Raw genomic sequence first — 15,302 nt, forward strand, 5'->3', positions numbered from 1 at the left:
ATAATATCATTCTGTCCTTTTAGGACAGGAAAGAATTTCTTCTCTTTTTTGTTCGTGACGGATCCATATATGAGACCTCAAACCCGGGGGGGATGACAACCCGCCAGACCGGCAGGGGGGGAGTTCGGGTAAGATCGACCACACAGATGCGGTCCGTATAGGGGGGGGTGACCGCCGCAACTGCTGCATGGAGTTCTTCATCCGTTGCAGAGTAGCGCGTCGCCGGGATATCTGCTGCGGATACTACGGGGGGGGCATCAGCAAACCAGATGTGGTTGATACGTTTGTAGCGTTCATACCCGGCCTTTTCCACCATTGCGGAACGTCCGGAATGGATGCCGATTTCTTCGGTGAAGATCTGTGACGCGCGGTTTCGTGCCAGTTTCAGCAGCGTGCATGCAGCTGCCACACCGGGATCCGGATGCGTGGACGCGGCCATCATGATCATGAAGGGATCTTGTGTAACCGTGTCATCGGCAACCGCTGCAACGGTGGGGGATGCCATATGCGTTATTTAAGTGCCACATGGTGACTTCAATGCCTTCAGCAGCAAATGTCTCCATGAGTGTTGCCGCCGGCGTTCCCGGTTCCGGGAGAAGGCGTATTCCCAGAGATTTGTTCTTTTCTGCACGGCTCAGTGCGTCCCGTTCGATGATTTCGTAGATGCCATGGATGACTGCCTCTTCCGGGACATTCCCTGTTCCCAGACCATTTGGATCACTGCGGAAGAGCTGATTTGCCATACCAACAGGGTCGTAGGGATGATACACGGCATTTGCCGGGATGTATACCCGTTCGTCGTAGAGAATGTCCTGTCCCGGCACCCAGTGGAATTTTTCTCCAATCTCAGGTTTTCGCGGGAGTATCAGTTCTTCCGGATCAACAGCACGCGTCAGTCCCACTTCTTCGTACGATGCGATATCCATGGAACCCCCCCCGGAATAGGTTGAACTGCAACGTTCTATTGTTCCCATCATCGCAGCGCATCTGGCTTCTGCTGCGGTGATCCCTGCACCTGCCGTCACTTTTCCCAGTCGTTCTCTCGGACGGACGCTACACCAGACCGGAATCCCAAGGTGGTCTTTTTGGGTAATTTCCAGGAAGTCTCCAATTCCTGTCTCTTCGGTGAGTGAAACTGCTGTCTCATATGTTTTTTCGGCTGTACGGGTGCGCGGGACCCCCCCGGATGTGGAGACGTATTCATGGCGGCTGACTTCGAACCGGTTCATTATCTCTACCATTTGCGATCCAGTTTTTTTATATCTTGGCCCGTCCTTTCTTTTGTATATGGATGACGTGGCCATACGTCCGGGGATGCGGGTACGCTATCCGCGCACCGGCACGGCGGGCACTGTTGTACGAATTGAGGAGATACGCGGCAACATGTTTGCTGAGATGGATACAACAGGGCTTCTCTACAGGACCGATCAGCTGGTGCCCATTGAAGGAGAGGTTGAAGAACCGAAAAAAGTGCATGAATCATCTGATATTACCGATTATGAGCGTCTCAGGGAGACGGAATCATCAGACGACATGCAGGAAAAATATGATCAGGTTACCGGCGTTGGTGCCGGGTAACCGGGACGGAAGAGTGGTGTCACTCTTCAATCGGGATGGTGGTAAGTTTCACTGATTCCACCCCCCCTTTCTGTGACATCAGACGTTCGGCGATATCCTTGATTATCTTACCATCCCCCCCGCGAAGGAGAATGATCTCAACACATCGGTCATGGCTGACGTGGGAATGAAGGGATGACTGGATCACGTTGAGATAGTCATGCTGTATTTCGGTGAGTACCTGCAGCAGGCCACGATGCTCATGATCATAGACCATTGTTATTACTCCCTGTCGTTCACCGGTTACATCTGACATCCATTTATAATATGTGATATAATTCCGTATAGCGTCGCGTATCCCCCCCTCTGAACGGGATGAATACCCGCGACATTCCAGTATTTCATCAAATCTGTCAAGAAGATTTTTTGGCAGGGAAATTCCGATTCGTGAAAGGTCTGATTCGTTTGACATGTATGTTCCTCAAAAACAAGTTGTTATTCTCTGTTGTACTTATTAACTACAAAGGTTAATATTCCTCTTACTCTGTGTTATTCGTCCCTGCTGGTGTCAGGCAATGCAGTGATCCGGTCCGTGACCGGTTCTGTTTAAATATCCCGATGATACGGGAACTGCACACCGAGTAGGTATAAGTAGGGCGGTTGTATACTAATAGTGAGGTTTGAAGTTCATTGAGTGATCCATTGATTCCCAGTGTCAACATCGGTGTAGTCGGACATGTTGACCATGGCAAGACCACGCTTGTCTCAGCACTTACCGGTCTGTGGACGGACCGGCACAGTGAGGAGATCAAACGTGGGATCTCCATCAGGCTTGGATATGCGGATGCCACTTTTTACCGGTGTTCGTCATGTGAAGGCCCGGAGGCATATTCCACGTCACAGAAATGTGAATGTGGGGGGGCAAAGGGCGAGCCTGTCCGTACCATATCGTTTGTGGATGCACCAGGACATGAGACACTGATGGCAACCATGCTCTCAGGGTCTGCCCTGATGGATGGTGCAATGCTTGTTATTGCAGCAAATGAACGGTGCCCGCAGCCACAAACAAAAGAGCACCTGATGGCGCTGGAGCTTGTGGGTATCAAAAACATCGTGATTGTCCAGAATAAGATCGATGTCGTCTCGCAGGCCGATGCAATGAAGAATTATCGGCAGATTCGCGAGTTTGTAAAGGGAACCATTGCTGAAAACGCACCGGTTATCCCGGTTTCGGCACAGAAAAAAATAAATTTCGGGGGGGCACTTGTCCAGGCACTCAATGAGTATATACCTGAACCGAACCGTAACCCTGATGATGACCCTCTTCTTCTGGTTGCCCGTTCCTTTGATATCAATAAACCAGGATGCAGCTGGCGTGATGTAAAGGGTGGCGTGATCGGAGGATCCCTGACGCAGGGGGGGCTCTTTCACGACGGCGATGAAATTGAGATTCGTCCCGGGCTGAAGTTGCAGGTAGAAAACCAGACAGTATGGGAGCCCATTCAGACAAAGGTGACCACAATCAATGCCGGTTCCAAACGCGTGCAGGAGGCAACTCCCGGCGGTCTGCTTGGGGGGGTGGGTACGAAACTGGATCCGGCGCTGACGAAGAGTGACGCCTTTCCGGACAGGTGGTAGGCCATATCGGTCATCTTCCTCCGGTGTGGGACAGACTGGCATTTACCGTAAAGCTGATGGAGCGGGTTGTCGGTTCGGATGATGAATTCACCATTGACCCACTCCGCCATAAGGAACCGCTGATGCTTTCGGTTGGTACTGCAGTGACGGTGGGTGTGGTCGTAAATACAAAGAAAGACGTGGTGGAAGTCGTCCTGAAACGTCAGGTATGCGCAGCTGTCGGATCACAGATTGCAATATCACGTCAGGTTGGCGGCCGCTGGCGGCTGATTGGGATGGGGGGGACACTGGTTTAGTGCTCGTCCTCTTCGATGCAAATGCACTGATGATCCCGGTTCAGTTCGGTGTGGATATCTTCACCGGAGTGGAGGAACTCGTCGGTGCCTTTGAACCGGTGACGCTGGAGGATGTGAAAGATGAGCTTACCGGACTCTCCCGTGGTCGTGGCCGTGATGCGGCTGCGGCACGGGTGGGTGTCACGCTCGCTGCGCGGTGCTGTGTGGAGAGAAGCCCACATCAGGATCTGGCGGTGGATGACCGGATTGTCCGGTATGCCGAAGAGCATCGTTGTGTCGTGGTGACGAACGACAGGCATCTCCGGAAAGAACTGCTCAGCCGGCATATTGATGTGATATATCTGCGTGAGAAAAAGAGGCTCGAAATAATTCGGGGGGGATAGACGGGTGATTACATGTATTATAAAATGACACTTGAAGACAAGGTGCGGGTACCCCCCCGAGCCGTCTTTGGGATAAAGAGATAAAAACTGAACAGGATAATGAGGATTATCTTGATCATATCAAAGTCGTTGTTCTGGATGTACTGCAGGAACAGCTTGAGGGGGGGAGCATCGACAAGGCGATTGGTATCTTTATTGCCGTGACAAAGATCTGTGAGATTGGTGAAGGAGACATCATCCCTGGTGATGGTGGCGTATATTACTCCGTTACCTTCGAGTCAATTGTCCTGCGTCTGGCACATCAGGAGGTTATCGAGGGTGTTGTAGTGGAGACCACCAGTTTCGGTGCGTTTGTCTCCCTGGGTCCGATCGATGCGATGTTGCATGTGAGTCAGATCTCTGATGATTACATCAATTATGATGAGAAGAATGGTATGCTGATCTGTCAGGATACGAAACGCCAGATTAAAGCCGGTGACGGGTTGCGCGGACGGGTTGTAGCACTGTCCCTCTCTGAGCGCGAACCACGTGAATCAAAGATTGGCCTTACCATGCGCCAGTCGGGTCTGGGAACAACAACCTGGCTTGATGAAGAATTTGAAGCAGAGCAGGCAGAAAATGGCGCCTAAAAAACAACCATACGTCTGTCGCGGCTGTCACCGTGTGGTGGACGGCGAGTCCTGTGTGATGTGTGGATCTTCCAATCTCACGCAGGACTGGGCAGGATATCTGGTCATAATTGATCCAAAGCACTCTGATATTGCAAAAAAGATGGCTGTGGATACCCCCCGGGCGAGTGGCACTGAAGGTCCGGTAATGGATTATGCTCTCCCCGATGAATGCCGAAATATTTCCGGGATCCATTTGGTCCTCTTTTTCCTGATATTGCCGCTGCGATGAATGTGTTTGCAGGCCGTATGATCATTGCAGTCGGGGGGGATGTTGTCACCCATAACCTTGTGAGTGCAGGTATTCTGCCGGACGTTGCAGTGATTGACGGCAGTACGATGCGTGAACCCTGCGAACGTGTCGTGGATTTGCCCGTGCCGGAGATAGGGGGGGTGTCAAACCCTGCAGGAATGTTAACCGGCGCGCTTATTCGGGCAGTAGAGGATGCAATAGATGCAGGGCCCTGTCTGATCCGCGTGGATGGCGAAGAAGATCTCGCAGTGGTTCCGGCCGTGCGTGCGGCACCGGATGGTGCCTGTGTGCTCTACGGTCAGCCAGGGGAAGGAGTGGTTGTGATAACCGTGGACAAGAATGCCCGGGATAAGGCTGACTGGCTCTTTGGTCTCTTTGCAGCAGAATGAATGAATGCAGAATTTTTGATCACGACTATTAAGTAAATTAGTTGACAATATTGTAGGGATATCGATGGATTTTGAATTTGCACGTGATGAATATAATGGCTGTTAAAGAGGAGAGAACTTGAATTCCTCCTCGCATTTGAGGGGGGGCAACCCCCTCACGCCGCCAGATTCTCGGGAAACTCTGCGCTCTGCAGAACGTGCCTGAGGACCGCGTGGTGCTTGATTCACTCAAGACAAGCTTTGGAAAGCAGGATCTGAACGGATACGCACGTATTTACGAAGATGCGGAAACTCTGAAGGCAACCGAACCAAACTATCTTGTTGAGCGCAGCGGTGCTCCAGAGAGTGAAGGATCAGAGGAGGCATAAAATGGCTGTAAAACGCTCTGAATACTATACCATGGAAGGAAACACTGCAGTCCCCCCCCAGCGTAAGGTTTGCCCGCGCTGTGGGAAGGGTGTCTTTATGGCAGAGCACAAGGACCGTGTTTCGTGCGGCAAGTGCGGATATACAGAATTTAAGCAATAGACGATGCCTGACTCTAGGCATATTCTTGGGATTGAGGGGACTGCATGGAACCTCAGTGCCGCTGTTTTTGGCGATGACCAGGTCATCGCGCTTCACTCATCTCCCTACAGGCCACCCTCCGGCGGGATTCACCCGCGTGAGGCGGCACAACATCATGCCGGTGAGATGAAGGCAGTCATTTCAGAGGTGCTCACCGACCCGTCGGCGATTAAGGCCGTTGCATTTTCACAGGGACCGGGTCTGGGCCCCCCCTGTCTCCGTACGGTGGCAACCGCGGCGCGTGCGATTGCGGTCTCTCTGGGGGGGGTGCCCCCCCTGATCGGGGGGGTGAATCACTGCGTGGCGCATGTGGAGATTGGCCGCTGGGCCTGCGGGTGTGATGACCCGATCGTCCTCTATGCAAGCGGTGCCAACACGCAGGTGCTCGGGTATCTGGGCAGCCGCTACCGGATCTTTGGCGAGACACTGGATATCGGCATGGGCAATGGTCTTGACAAGTTTGCCCGTTCAAAGGGGGGGATGACCCATCCCGGCGGGCCACAGATAGAGGCGCTTGCCCGTGAGGGGGGGACACCCATATCTCTGCCCTATACGGTCAAGGGGGGGATGGATCTTGCCTTCTCCGGGGGGGTTGTGAGTGCCGCTCAGGAGGCTCAGGCGTCACTGGAAGATGTATGTGCAGGTCTGCAGGAGACCGCCTTCTCCATGTGCGTGGAGGTGACTGAGCGTGCTCTTGCCCACTCGGGCAAGGATGAGGTGCTGCTCGTGGGCGGTGTCGGTGCAAACGGTCGTCTGCAGGAGATGCTCAGGACAATGTGTGCAGAGCGCGGCGCGACGTTTTATGTGCCTGAGCGGCGGTTTATCGGTGACAATGGCGCGATGATCGCCTACACCGGGGCACTGATGCTTGCGGCAGGTCAGACCCTCCCCCCCCTCGCAGAATCGGCGGTCAACCCGGGATACCGGTCTGACGAAGTGATGGTGGCTGGCGGGATAGCAGTGCCGATGCGGCCTATGCCCTGGCTGATGTGATGGGCGGCGGAGGTGCACGCGGTGCCGAGGCCGTTGTCACACCGGTGGGAAGTGATGTCCTGAAACGGCGCCTTCCGAAGGGCTACCGGACTCCCTCCCTTGATCATCGACTGATCTCAGAACGAACCCGTGCTGAGGCACGGATGATCTCTGCCGCCCGTGGGGGGGCAGGTGTACGGACGCCGGTAATTCGTGATGTGACGGCTGACACCATCCGGATGGAACGCATCGAAGGGACGCTTCTGAAACATCTGCTCACGCCGGAGCGAATCTATGATGCGGGTGCTGTGTGGGGGGGCGCCTGCACGGGGGGGCAGGGATCATCCACGGGGGGGATCTGACCACCAGCAACATCATCATCTCAGACGGGGGGGTGCCGGTCTTCATCGACTTCGGGCTTTCCTTCAGGTCCGATGAGACCGAACCGCAGGGTGTGGATATCCATGTGCTCTTCCAGACGCTTGAGAGCACGTCATGCAATGCAGAGCGTCTGAAAGAAGAATTTCTGCGGGGCTACCGGATGACCTTCTCCGGGGCAGCGGACGTAATCAAACGAGTGGATGAAATTCGCCAGCGTGGGAGATATTTATGACAATCACTGTCGTTACCAGCAATGAAAACAAAGCAAAGGAAGTGGCAGCCTTCTTTGCGGGTGTGGCTGAGGTCGCACATACCTTTCTTGAGATCCCTGAGTTCCGGGATAATGATGTGGGGGGGTCATTGCAGAGGAGAAGGCACGGTATGCCTGGAATGTTCTTCAATGTCCGCTTATTGTCGATGATACCGGGTTCTTTGTCTCTGCACTGAACGGGTTCCCCGGCCCGTATGCTGCATATGTGCTGGATACCATCGGCATGGAGGGCATTCTTCGTCTTCTTGAAGGGGTTGAGGACCGGTCCGCCTACTTTGAGACAGCGATTGCCTATGCAGACCGTGAGGGTGTGATCCGGGTCTTCCGGGGGGGAGTGGTGGATGGCACAATTGTCTCTCCCCCCCGCGGGAGGCAGGGTTTGGGTATGATCCGATCTTTTCCGTGGATGGCAGGACATTTGCCGAACGGACCCTTGCGGAGAAGGCACCGATGTCCCACCGTGGGCGTGCCCTTGCAGAGTTGCGCAGATTTTTGGTTTCGGGTGGGCCCTCCGGGGAACCATCAGAACCAAACTCTTAATACTCCAAAATGCAACGTATAAAGAACTGAACATTACGAGGGTTAGAGCAAATATGGCACGTTTTCCAGAAGCAGAGGCACGCCTCCTTGATAAAAAAATTTGCATGCGCTGCAATGCACGCAATGCACCGCGGGCAACAGTGTGCCGCAAGTGTGGATACCAGAATCTCCGTCCGAAAAACAAGGAACGTAAAGGATAGTCTTTTTGGGGTATTTTGCCTACAAAACCCCCCCGTTTATGGCATGGTCACGCCGTATAATATGTGACCTTTTTTCCTTTTTCGCTGTATTCTCCCTGAAATGTCTCGATGTTACGCTTGTAGCCGATTCTGTCGGTGACACCAAGACTCCTGAGCACTTCACGGATACGCATGACATCCTCTTCGTCTTCCCAGTCCCGGTATAGACATAGATGACCATCCGATCGTCCCGCGACTCCTGACTCTGTTTTGCCGTTGATACCTTGGTCGATATGCCGAGTTCTCCCGCTGCGGTTGCATCGCGAATTTTTTTCCAGATGGCATCGGCATGGCCGGGTTCCAGAAATATAAGCCATTTGCCTGCGTTCTCTGCATTGACACATCCTGGTTCGCACTCCGGTGCATCATGAAAAATCCAGAATATCTTTGTCGTCTTTGTGGGAATGACTCCCTCTCCTCCGGTGAAGAGACTGTAGATGGCATCGGCCGATCCGTATTCGTCCTTCAGTGCATCGGCCAGGAGGGGATACTCAGTGGAAAAGGATGCGAAGATCCCGGTGAACTCTTCAGAAAATTCAGTTCTGTTTTCAACCAGTTCAAATAACTGGTGTCCCTGTTTGTGTAGCTCTTTGTTCAGGAAAACCTCAAAGAGCCCGTAGCAACGTCTGCAAGTGCCTCCTCTTCGGTATCCATGCTATCTGGGTTTTGAGCCAGTATATTTATACCACTCGATTTTATTGTGGTGGAAAAAAGATTAGAGGAGCTTTTCAATGACAAGCTCTGCCGCACGTCTTCCCGAAAGAAGCATGCCTCCGAAGATGGGGGGGCCCATGCGGTTCTCTCCGGCAACAGCATTCGCCGCCATACCGGCGACGATGAGTCCCGGAAATACTTCCTTTGTGTGTTCGATGATGTTTGCCTCGGCACGGTCGGCCCACATGAATCCTTCCCCTGCGATGGGGGGGAGGTCTCCTCCCTTGTTCTTTACCTGGTGGGCGATGGTTGCATCGTGGCCGGTGGCGTCGATGGTGTATTTTGTCCTGAGGGTCAGGGGGTCAATATGCAGGCGGGCCATCTCGACTGCGGTCCAGTTGATGACAAGACCGGAGACCCGTCCGTCACCCTTGACGACGACGTCTTCCACCATGGTGACATTGAAAAATTCTGCTCCTGCGTCACAGGCAGCTGCTGTCAGGTGGGAGACCGCTTCGACAGATGATGCGACGTAGTAGTTTTCCTGGTACTCTTTGTAGGTGATCCCGAACTTATCGAGTATCGGGCGGGCCTCGTCCTGAACCACAATCCGGGGGAACATCATGCCGCCGCCCCACATGCCGCCACCGACGGAGAGTTTCTTTTCAATAACTCCGGTCTTTATCCCTGCCTCTGCGAGATATGCTGCGGTGGTGAGTCCTGCAGGGCCTGCCCCCCCGACAACTGCACACTCCAGATCAAGGTAATCCATCATGACAGCGTTCTGCTCTGCGAGAATCGCCCGGCTGATTACCACTTCATCGAGTTCCTTTTGTCTCATATGCAGGTTCATTATTTGATCCGGGGATATATGAAGAGGGTGATAGGGGAGATATTGTCACACTGAATAGCTATATCTGATCGGCGATGAAACATTAAAGGTTATGAAATGGAAGAGAGACTGGGGGACTGACCCGTCGCGTCTTTATGACATGGGCATTGCTCCTTTTAGTGTACCTGTTCTTCCTTGGGTTCCTCAACATGGTTCTTCCCAATTCGTTTGGGATGCTGTTTGCATTTGTCGTCGTATTTGGATTAATTCAGTACTTCTTCTCTGCAAAACTGGTGCTGATGACCACTCATGCGCGGGTGGTTGAGGAGGACGAATATCCTGATCTTCATCGGATGATAGGGAAACTCTGCCAGGAAGCAGACCTTCCGATGCCAAAGATTGCGGTGATGCCATCGCCCGTACCAAATGCCTTTGCAACCGGGAGAAATCCAAAAAATGCTGTGGTGGCGGTGACAGACTCCATTATGCGGACTGAACCGGGAAGAACTTGAGGCAGTGCTTGCTCACGAACTCTCGCACGTGAAAAACCGTGACATTCTCACGATGACGGTGGCGTCCTTTGTTGCGATGCTTGCATCCATGATCATGCAGAATGCGATAATCTACTCAATATTTGACAACCGGGAGAGTGGAGGTGCATGGATCATTGCATGGATTGTCTCCATTGCCGTCTGGCTGGTTGCGACCATTCTCATGATGAGTCTTTCGCGCTACCGTGAGTACGCAGCAGATCGTGGCAGTGCCTATATCACCGGAAACCCGGCAGCACTCCGGTCTGCTCTTACCAAAATAAGTGGCAGAATGGATCAGGTGCCTGCGAAGAAGAAGGAGGAGATGGCCGGTGCAAATATGTTCTATATCCTTCCGGCACTCTCCGGGAAGAGTTTCATGGAACTCTTTTCCACCCACCCCCCCCATTTGAAAAACGCCTCGCGGCACTTGAGAAGATTGAGCAGGAGATGAAGGGTTTTTCCTGATCTCCCCCCCCTTTTCAGATAATAGGTATTTATTACGAATCAGAGACAATGTTATCAGGCACAGGGATATGATGTGCGCACCGATGGTCTAGTGGTATGACTTTGGCCTTCCAAGCCAATAGCCCGGGTTCAATTCCCGTCGGTGCATCTGAATTTTGGAACATGTTTTTACGGTCTTTTCTCTTGTTTGTTTTTTGGTATCTGACGTCTGGGTGCCGCTCATGTTCTGTTTGATTCTCATGTACTATCGTTCAGCAGATCCCGGTGTCTTTTTCTGATATCAGGTGTAATTCCCAAACTATGCAGAAGTGGATCTCTGTCTTTGTTGTCTGCCTGTGTGTGATTCTGGCAGTCACGTCTGCCGGGTGTACATCGCAGCAGGAGAGGAACGTCTATAACCCGTCATCGATGGCTGATCTTGAGATGTATGTGCAGGATGCGGCGGGGTATGTGCAGACGGTTGGTGCTGCGGCAGCGCTAAAGGAGTTTAATGCCAAAGACGGGCGGTTCACGCAGGGTGACTGGTATGTGTATGCCTACGATTACGAGGGCATCCTGCGTGCCCATCCGTATGCACAGGATGCGGTCGGCACCTACCGCGGGAACTGGACGGATGTCCGCGGTCTTTCGGTGATCCGTATCGCGCAGGAGACCGCAGCAAACGGCGGCGGATATATTGCCTATCTCTACCCGGCACCCGCAGCAGGGGTCATCAACGAATCCGCGGGGGGGGAGACCTATGAACCGAAGATCGGATATGCATACCCGGCAGGCGATGATCTGTGGCTGGGTTCGGGAGTATATTTTGGTGATCTGACAGCTGAGGGTGAAGGTGCCTATCCGGCTGCCTTCACTGATATGATTTCCCTTGTTGAGGCAGGGGGGGCCGCGTATGCAGAAGCAAACGCTACGGATACCGCGCTTGCTGAAATTGGAAATAGATCCGGGCAATTTGTGGACGAAAACGGCCACTATCTGTATGCCTATGATTATAACGGCACGCTGCTGGTCCATCCGTATCTGGGGGGGGAGAGGGTGGGTGATAACCTCATGGATAAGAAAGGGCCTTTCGGGATGGATATCATCCGCACGCTCTCTGAGACGGCAGCAGATGGCGGCGGATTTGTCGTCTTTGTCTGGCCGAACCCCCCCGACAATGGTAACCGGGAGGAACTCAAGATTGGATATGTGCTGCCGGTGAATGATGAATGGTGGCTGGGGTCGGGTGTCTACCTGAGTGAGATCACCGGGGTTGACTCCGCCCTGTTTGTCCGGTGATGCACCGGCCACCGTATTATTGACTATTTTTTCGGCACATTTCACCGTTGGATTCCGCCGGATCGGTTCTCTTTTCAAAAGCCTTATCCATTTGGACACCCTAACTATGCAGGTTAAAGGGCTCGTGGTCTAGTTGGTTATGACGTCGCCTTCACACGGCGGAGGTCCGGAGTTCGAATCTCCGCGGGCCCATGTATTTTTTTGTTGTGATTCTGGATTTGTGTAACATCGCATAGTGTGACGTCTGTGTCATTATTATGAGTGGATAGCTGTCTGTCTGTCATGAAAATCACACTTATTTTGTAATATATCAAAATAACCGGAAATATGATCGATCCGATATTCTGGGAAATTGTCCCTATACTGATTGTCCTGCTGGTTTTGATATACTGGGGGGGTGTGAGATACCTCCGGAAACCCGGTACGCAAATGGATTCATCGGCGAGTGCATGGGATCGTTTCAGGAAGTTCTGTAAGGATCATCAGGATGATTTCATTCAGTTGTCGCAGTTGTTTCATTAGATCTCAATAGTTTCCCAATACCCTTTTTGCAAATGTGAGTGAGCTGTCCTGCGCCTTTGCGGGATGGGGAATGCGGGCAGTGATCTGTATCAAACGAGGTACGCATCTGAGAAAAGTATAACCACCTCAACCACCTGAGGGTAGCGTATGGTTGCGATGAAGTATGTCCGTATCTATGCGGACGAATATGGCGAATCCCATTTTGAGGACCGCTCGTTTGATCTCACGCCCACTGAGTTTGCTCCTCCGGCCCCGCCCCCTCTTTCTCTCGGTGTTTCATTCGGCCGATCAGTATGCCTTTGGAAGGATCCCTCCCGGCTGGTTCGGCACCTGGCATCCAACTCCCCGGAGACAATTCTTCTTCCAGTCTGCCGGAGAAGTCGAGGTCAAGGTAAGCGACGGGGGGGAGGTGCGTCGATTTCATCCCGGAAACATCATCCTCCTTGAGGATACCGGCGGGAAGGGCCATATCACACGGGTAATCGGCACCGAGGATGTTTGTGCGGCGTTTGTGCAGCTGCCGGATGAAATAAGTGAACCATGAGCTTTGTAGAAACCTGCCCGTACTTTACATGCATGTTCCGGGGGGGATTTACCATTGGTTTTGGATCACACCGGGTTCATCCATCTTTCATCCGGCTAAGGGCCCGGAATTCACCGTAAAAAGGAAGTTGTTTTCTCTACACCCTGAAGAAGAACAGATTCCAGTAATTGACCCACCATGTCATCAGGAAGAGCCCGATGATGACGAGGGTATAGTGCGCCCGGTGCCGTAGCGTCCACCAGGAATGTCTCCAGACCGGCACCAGAAAGAGTGCACTCACCACTGAGAGAATGGCAGCGATGACCGGGACGGCAAGCACCGCCCCGAGCGCGGGCGGTGTTGTCCGGTCAAACATATAGGACTGGATCAGGCCGCGTCACCCGTGACTGCCGGGAGGAGGATGAGGACGAAGGCAAGGAATAGGAGGGCCGTGGCACCTGTGATCAGTCTTGCACAGAATGGCAGCTGGATGAATCTGTATTCTCTCGTTCCCCCCCTCTCTGTCATAGATCTGCCTGCATACGGCCATCACCGGCCAGAGAAGCACCGTCAAAAGAATCAGGATGCCTGCATTTTTCACACCGGTCGTGCACGCGTCCGCCGCATACCACGGCACCCGCTCGAAGGCCATGATCGGGACGTTTTCAAGACAGAGGAACGTCACCTCCCCCCCGTCTGTGTCTTTCCGGAATACCACGTTCCCGGCAAAGGTCTCCGTCCCGTCCGCCGGTACAAAGACACCCGGTTCAATCTCGGTGTATGCTACGGGGGGCCTTCCGCCACGGCTCATCAGGATTGTTCCGTCGTCCCCCCCGCCTGTTTTGACCAGCATCTGCTGAGGGGGTGTCAGCCAGAACTCGAACGTCCGGTAGTTGTGCCGGGTTGACTGGTAGGTACCGGCGAAGTTCTCAACAGATGATGGGGGGGGCACCTCCAATTTCTGGTGTTGCTGCCTTTGGTGCGGGATAAAAGTGATCAACAAACGCCATCAGGAGATCGTTTCTCGCACTGTTTCCGCCGGGGGGGCTGTTGTAGGAGACGAAGTACCCCGCCTGTCGCTCCGGGAGGATCACGAGGAGGGAATGGAAGGTATCGGTGTCACCGCCGTGGGTGATGATGCGCTCGTCATTGATATGGTTTTCATAAAACCCAAGGCACATGCTGCTTACCCGGGGGGGGTCGTTGCAACGCCGGGGCATGCATCAGGCGGGCAGTCTCCGGTGCAAGGATCTGAACGCCGTTCAACGTGCCGTTCTCCATGTGCACCCCCCCGACGAACTTCGCCATGTCTGTTGCAGTCGAGCTGATCGTTCCCGCGGGCCCGATGACAAAGACTGTATCCGGGACGGCGATGTTCGCGCTGGTGTAGTGGTAGCCGGAAGCGGTGTTCTCATCCTGTTCCGGTGCCTCGGGATAGGAGACGATGGTGTCTTTCATCCCCCCCAGCGGTCCGAGGATGTTCTCCTGCACGTAGTGGTCATAGGGGGGGATGCCGGTTATATCCTCGACGATCACCGCCGCGAGTGTCGTGCCATAATTTGAATAGGAGGAAACCGTCCCCCCCGGCGGATAGACAAGTGCGGGGGGGATGTTCTCCCTGCAGTAGATCCGGTACGAGTAGAGGTCTGCCGGTTCAGCGACGGCAAAGTGAACCTCCATCTCCTCGAACCCGGCCGAATGGGTCATCAGGTGGCGCATCGTTACCGGTTTTCCCGGATATGTCTCCGGGATGGAGAAGTCCTTCAGGTAGGTGTTGACGTCGGCATCAAGGTCGATGGTTCCTGCCTCCACCTGCTGCATCACGCATGTCCATGTAAAGAGCTTGGTGATGGATCCCACGTGAAAGAGTGTCTCCTCCGGGTTGACCGGTGACTGTGTTTCAATATCAGCATACCCGTATCCCTTTGCATAGACGAGTTCACCATCAGCAACGACGGCGACCACCGCACCGGGGGGGATGTTGTATTTTGTCATCCCCCGCAGGGACATTCGTATCAAAAAACGCCTCCACGTCAGCCGGGTCGGGGGGGACCTGCGGCAGGACGGAAGCGTCGCCAGCAGATCCGATGGCGGCGTCAATGGCAAGGGCCGGGGGGGTAGTACATATGAAAACAGAAAAAACGAACAGGGCAAAAAATGGGTGGCAGTGCGGGTGTAAAGGTAGTGGCACTGCCTGTGTTCAGGGGGGGATGGGGGGGAGCAGGCAGATTTCATCTCTAAATGAATCCATGTTCCTGTGACTATTTATAAGGAATGCGTAAAACCCCTTGGTCTTTAGCCAAGGGGGGGATGTAAGCGTAAATTTGTAGATTTCACCACT

At 53.5% G+C, this 15,302-nt stretch carries 17 protein-coding genes, 2 tRNA genes and 7 pseudogenes; 17 read left to right on the plus strand and 9 right to left on the minus strand.

Going from position 1 to position 15,302, the window contains the following annotated elements; all coding sequences use genetic code 11:
* Nucleotides 1-19 precede the first annotated feature (19 nt).
* Nucleotides 20-505 (minus strand): YcaO-like family protein, encoded by a 486-nt coding sequence (locus JCM10550_RS10970; protein ID WP_062399127.1) that lies wholly within the window; start codon nucleotides 503-505, stop codon nucleotides 20-22.
* A complete protein-coding gene (locus JCM10550_RS10975; protein WP_218185184.1) occupies nucleotides 471-1,229 on the minus strand; it encodes a YcaO-like family protein in 759 nt (252 codons plus the stop codon). The genes JCM10550_RS10970 and JCM10550_RS10975 overlap by 35 nt, the downstream gene beginning before the upstream one ends.
* A 58-nt stretch (nucleotides 1,230-1,287) precedes the next feature.
* Between JCM10550_RS10975 and JCM10550_RS10980 the strand changes: the two genes are divergently transcribed.
* Nucleotides 1,288-1,578 carry a DUF2098 domain-containing protein gene (locus JCM10550_RS10980; protein ID WP_062399131.1) on the plus strand — a complete coding sequence of 97 codons (291 nt, stop codon included), beginning with the start codon at nucleotides 1,288-1,290 and terminating at the stop codon, nucleotides 1,576-1,578.
* A gap of 19 nt (nucleotides 1,579-1,597) precedes the next feature.
* Here JCM10550_RS10980 and nikR read toward each other — a convergent pair whose 3' ends face one another.
* The gene (gene nikR, locus JCM10550_RS10985) at nucleotides 1,598-2,029 is read right to left on the minus strand and encodes a nickel-responsive transcriptional regulator NikR (protein ID WP_062399133.1); all 432 of its coding nucleotides are present in this window, start codon (nucleotides 2,027-2,029) and stop codon (nucleotides 1,598-1,600) included.
* Between the two features lie 218 nt (nucleotides 2,030-2,247).
* Between nikR and JCM10550_RS10990 the strand changes: the two are divergent.
* The 10 genes and pseudogenes from JCM10550_RS10990 to JCM10550_RS17275 all read left to right on the plus strand — a co-directional run bounded on the left by JCM10550_RS10990 (nucleotide 2,248) and on the right by JCM10550_RS17275 (nucleotide 8,115).
* Nucleotides 2,248-3,491: pseudogene (locus JCM10550_RS10990) on the plus strand (translation initiation factor IF-2 subunit gamma).
* The gene (locus JCM10550_RS10995; RefSeq protein ID WP_157200187.1) at nucleotides 3,491-3,874 is read left to right on the plus strand and encodes a PIN domain-containing protein; all 384 of its coding nucleotides are present in this window, start codon (nucleotides 3,491-3,493) and stop codon (nucleotides 3,872-3,874) included. Before JCM10550_RS10990 ends, JCM10550_RS10995 begins: the two are co-directional and overlap by 1 nt.
* A gap of 170 nt (nucleotides 3,875-4,044) precedes the next feature.
* Nucleotides 4,045-4,503 carry a DNA-directed RNA polymerase gene (locus tag JCM10550_RS11000; protein WP_245619081.1) on the plus strand — a complete coding sequence of 153 codons (459 nt, stop codon included), beginning with the start codon at nucleotides 4,045-4,047 and terminating at the stop codon, nucleotides 4,501-4,503.
* Nucleotides 4,493-4,691: pseudogene (spt4, locus tag JCM10550_RS11005) on the plus strand (transcription elongation factor subunit Spt4). The gene JCM10550_RS11000 and the pseudogene spt4 overlap by 11 nt, the downstream one beginning before the upstream one ends.
* Before the next feature lie 79 nt (nucleotides 4,692-4,770).
* Nucleotides 4,771-5,184 carry a GTP-dependent dephospho-CoA kinase family protein gene (locus tag JCM10550_RS11010; RefSeq protein ID WP_245619075.1) on the plus strand — a complete coding sequence of 138 codons (414 nt, stop codon included), beginning with the start codon at nucleotides 4,771-4,773 and terminating at the stop codon, nucleotides 5,182-5,184.
* 64 nt (nucleotides 5,185-5,248) lie between these two features.
* Nucleotides 5,249-5,552, plus strand: a pseudogene (locus tag JCM10550_RS11015) (30S ribosomal protein S24e).
* A 1-nt stretch (nucleotide 5,553) separates the two neighbouring features.
* Nucleotides 5,554-5,712 carry a 30S ribosomal protein S27ae gene (locus tag JCM10550_RS17265; protein WP_083475455.1) on the plus strand — a complete coding sequence of 53 codons (159 nt, stop codon included), beginning with the start codon at nucleotides 5,554-5,556 and terminating at the stop codon, nucleotides 5,710-5,712.
* Nucleotides 5,713-5,715: 3 nt separating this feature from the next.
* Nucleotides 5,716-7,336 (plus strand): annotated as a pseudogene (locus JCM10550_RS17270) (bifunctional N(6)-L-threonylcarbamoyladenine synthase/serine/threonine protein kinase).
* Nucleotides 7,333-7,915 (plus strand): annotated as a pseudogene (rdgB, locus tag JCM10550_RS11030) (RdgB/HAM1 family non-canonical purine NTP pyrophosphatase). Before JCM10550_RS17270 ends, rdgB begins: the two co-directional pseudogenes overlap by 4 nt.
* A gap of 53 nt (nucleotides 7,916-7,968) precedes the next feature.
* A complete protein-coding gene (locus tag JCM10550_RS17275; protein ID WP_083475456.1) occupies nucleotides 7,969-8,115 on the plus strand; it encodes a 50S ribosomal protein L40e in 147 nt (48 codons plus the stop codon).
* A 47-nt stretch (nucleotides 8,116-8,162) separates the two neighbouring features.
* Here the strand turns inward: JCM10550_RS17275 and JCM10550_RS11035 are convergent.
* A pseudogene (locus JCM10550_RS11035) lies at nucleotides 8,163-8,808 on the minus strand (DUF1917 domain-containing protein).
* 61 nt (nucleotides 8,809-8,869) lie between these two features.
* Nucleotides 8,870-9,661: a sulfide-dependent adenosine diphosphate thiazole synthase gene (locus JCM10550_RS11040; RefSeq protein ID WP_083475457.1), complete on the minus strand. Its 792-nt coding sequence runs from the start codon at nucleotides 9,659-9,661 to the stop codon at nucleotides 8,870-8,872.
* A 91-nt stretch (nucleotides 9,662-9,752) separates the two neighbouring features.
* Here JCM10550_RS11040 and htpX point away from each other — a divergent pair.
* The 5 genes and pseudogenes from htpX to JCM10550_RS11070 all read left to right on the plus strand — a co-directional run bounded on the left by htpX (nucleotide 9,753) and on the right by JCM10550_RS11070 (nucleotide 12,982).
* A pseudogene (gene htpX / locus JCM10550_RS11045) lies at nucleotides 9,753-10,638 on the plus strand (zinc metalloprotease HtpX).
* 77 nt (nucleotides 10,639-10,715) lie between these two features.
* Nucleotides 10,716-10,785: transfer RNA gene (locus JCM10550_RS11050), tRNA-Gly, on the plus strand.
* A gap of 153 nt (nucleotides 10,786-10,938) precedes the next feature.
* Entirely contained in the window at nucleotides 10,939-11,916 is a 978-nt protein-coding gene (locus JCM10550_RS11055; RefSeq protein ID WP_062399138.1) for a cache domain-containing protein, read from the plus strand.
* Between the two features lie 118 nt (nucleotides 11,917-12,034).
* Nucleotides 12,035-12,108 (plus strand) — tRNA-Val (locus tag JCM10550_RS11060).
* Nucleotides 12,109-12,625: 517 nt separating this feature from the next.
* Nucleotides 12,626-12,982, plus strand: a complete 357-nt coding sequence (locus JCM10550_RS11070) for a cupin domain-containing protein (protein WP_157200188.1) — start codon at nucleotides 12,626-12,628, stop codon at nucleotides 12,980-12,982.
* A gap of 136 nt (nucleotides 12,983-13,118) precedes the next feature.
* Here JCM10550_RS11070 and JCM10550_RS11075 read toward each other — a convergent pair whose 3' ends face one another.
* From JCM10550_RS11075 to JCM10550_RS11090, 4 genes are read right to left on the minus strand one after another with little or no spacing between them, the layout of a single operon-like run.
* Nucleotides 13,119-13,337 (minus strand): hypothetical protein, encoded by a 219-nt coding sequence (locus JCM10550_RS11075; RefSeq protein ID WP_062399144.1) that lies wholly within the window; start codon nucleotides 13,335-13,337, stop codon nucleotides 13,119-13,121.
* 21 nt (nucleotides 13,338-13,358) lie between these two features.
* Nucleotides 13,359-13,913 carry a hypothetical protein gene (locus tag JCM10550_RS11080; protein ID WP_062399147.1) on the minus strand — a complete coding sequence of 185 codons (555 nt, stop codon included), beginning with the start codon at nucleotides 13,911-13,913 and terminating at the stop codon, nucleotides 13,359-13,361.
* Nucleotides 13,891-14,142, minus strand: coding sequence for a hypothetical protein (locus tag JCM10550_RS11085; protein WP_062399149.1), 252 nt, complete (start codon nucleotides 14,140-14,142; stop codon nucleotides 13,891-13,893). Before JCM10550_RS11085 ends, JCM10550_RS11080 begins: the two co-directional genes overlap by 23 nt.
* The gene (locus JCM10550_RS11090) at nucleotides 14,123-14,956 is read right to left on the minus strand and encodes a serine hydrolase (RefSeq protein WP_062399151.1); all 834 of its coding nucleotides are present in this window, start codon (nucleotides 14,954-14,956) and stop codon (nucleotides 14,123-14,125) included. Before JCM10550_RS11090 ends, JCM10550_RS11085 begins: the two co-directional genes overlap by 20 nt.
* Here JCM10550_RS11090 and JCM10550_RS19720 point away from each other — a divergent pair.
* Nucleotides 14,940-15,140 (plus strand): hypothetical protein, encoded by a 201-nt coding sequence (locus JCM10550_RS19720; RefSeq protein ID WP_172673864.1) that lies wholly within the window; start codon nucleotides 14,940-14,942, stop codon nucleotides 15,138-15,140. The two genes, JCM10550_RS11090 and JCM10550_RS19720, sit on opposite strands and share 17 nt — an antisense overlap.
* Nucleotides 15,141-15,302 lie beyond the last annotated feature (162 nt).

This window comes from Methanogenium cariaci JCM 10550 (genome assembly GCF_001315945.1).
Classification (GTDB): Archaea; Halobacteriota; Methanomicrobia; order Methanomicrobiales; family Methanomicrobiaceae; genus Methanogenium; species Methanogenium cariaci.

What these genes read in the sequence shown, in the direction of transcription:
- JCM10550_RS10970 (WP_062399127.1), bottom strand. Translation starts at nt 505, where the DNA reads ATGGCATCCCCCACCGTTGCAGCGGTTGCCGATGACACGGTTACACAA.
- JCM10550_RS10975 (WP_218185184.1), bottom strand. Translation starts at nt 1,229, where the DNA reads ATGAACCGGTTCGAAGTCAGCCGCCATGAATACGTCTCCACATCCGGG.
- JCM10550_RS10980 (WP_062399131.1), top strand. Translation starts at nt 1,288, where the DNA reads ATGGATGACGTGGCCATACGTCCGGGGATGCGGGTACGCTATCCGCGC.
- nikR (WP_062399133.1), bottom strand. Translation starts at nt 2,029, where the DNA reads ATGTCAAACGAATCAGACCTTTCACGAATCGGAATTTCCCTGCCAAAA.
- JCM10550_RS11010 (WP_245619075.1), top strand. Translation starts at nt 4,771, where the DNA reads ATGAATGTGTTTGCAGGCCGTATGATCATTGCAGTCGGGGGGGATGTT.
- JCM10550_RS17265 (WP_083475455.1), top strand. Translation starts at nt 5,554, where the DNA reads ATGGCTGTAAAACGCTCTGAATACTATACCATGGAAGGAAACACTGCA.
- JCM10550_RS17275 (WP_083475456.1), top strand. Translation starts at nt 7,969, where the DNA reads ATGGCACGTTTTCCAGAAGCAGAGGCACGCCTCCTTGATAAAAAAATT.
- JCM10550_RS11040 (WP_083475457.1), bottom strand. Translation starts at nt 9,661, where the DNA reads ATGAACCTGCATATGAGACAAAAGGAACTCGATGAAGTGGTAATCAGC.
- JCM10550_RS11055 (WP_062399138.1), top strand. Translation starts at nt 10,939, where the DNA reads ATGCAGAAGTGGATCTCTGTCTTTGTTGTCTGCCTGTGTGTGATTCTG.
- JCM10550_RS11070 (WP_157200188.1), top strand. Translation starts at nt 12,626, where the DNA reads ATGGCGAATCCCATTTTGAGGACCGCTCGTTTGATCTCACGCCCACTG.
- JCM10550_RS11075 (WP_062399144.1), bottom strand. Translation starts at nt 13,337, where the DNA reads ATGTTTGACCGGACAACACCGCCCGCGCTCGGGGCGGTGCTTGCCGTC.
- JCM10550_RS11085 (WP_062399149.1), bottom strand. Translation starts at nt 14,142, where the DNA reads ATGTGCCTTGGGTTTTATGAAAACCATATCAATGACGAGCGCATCATC.
- JCM10550_RS19720 (WP_172673864.1), top strand. Translation starts at nt 14,940, where the DNA reads ATGTTGTATTTTGTCATCCCCCGCAGGGACATTCGTATCAAAAAACGC.
- JCM10550_RS11090 (WP_062399151.1), bottom strand. Translation starts at nt 14,956, where the DNA reads ATGACAAAATACAACATCCCCCCCGGTGCGGTGGTCGCCGTCGTTGCT.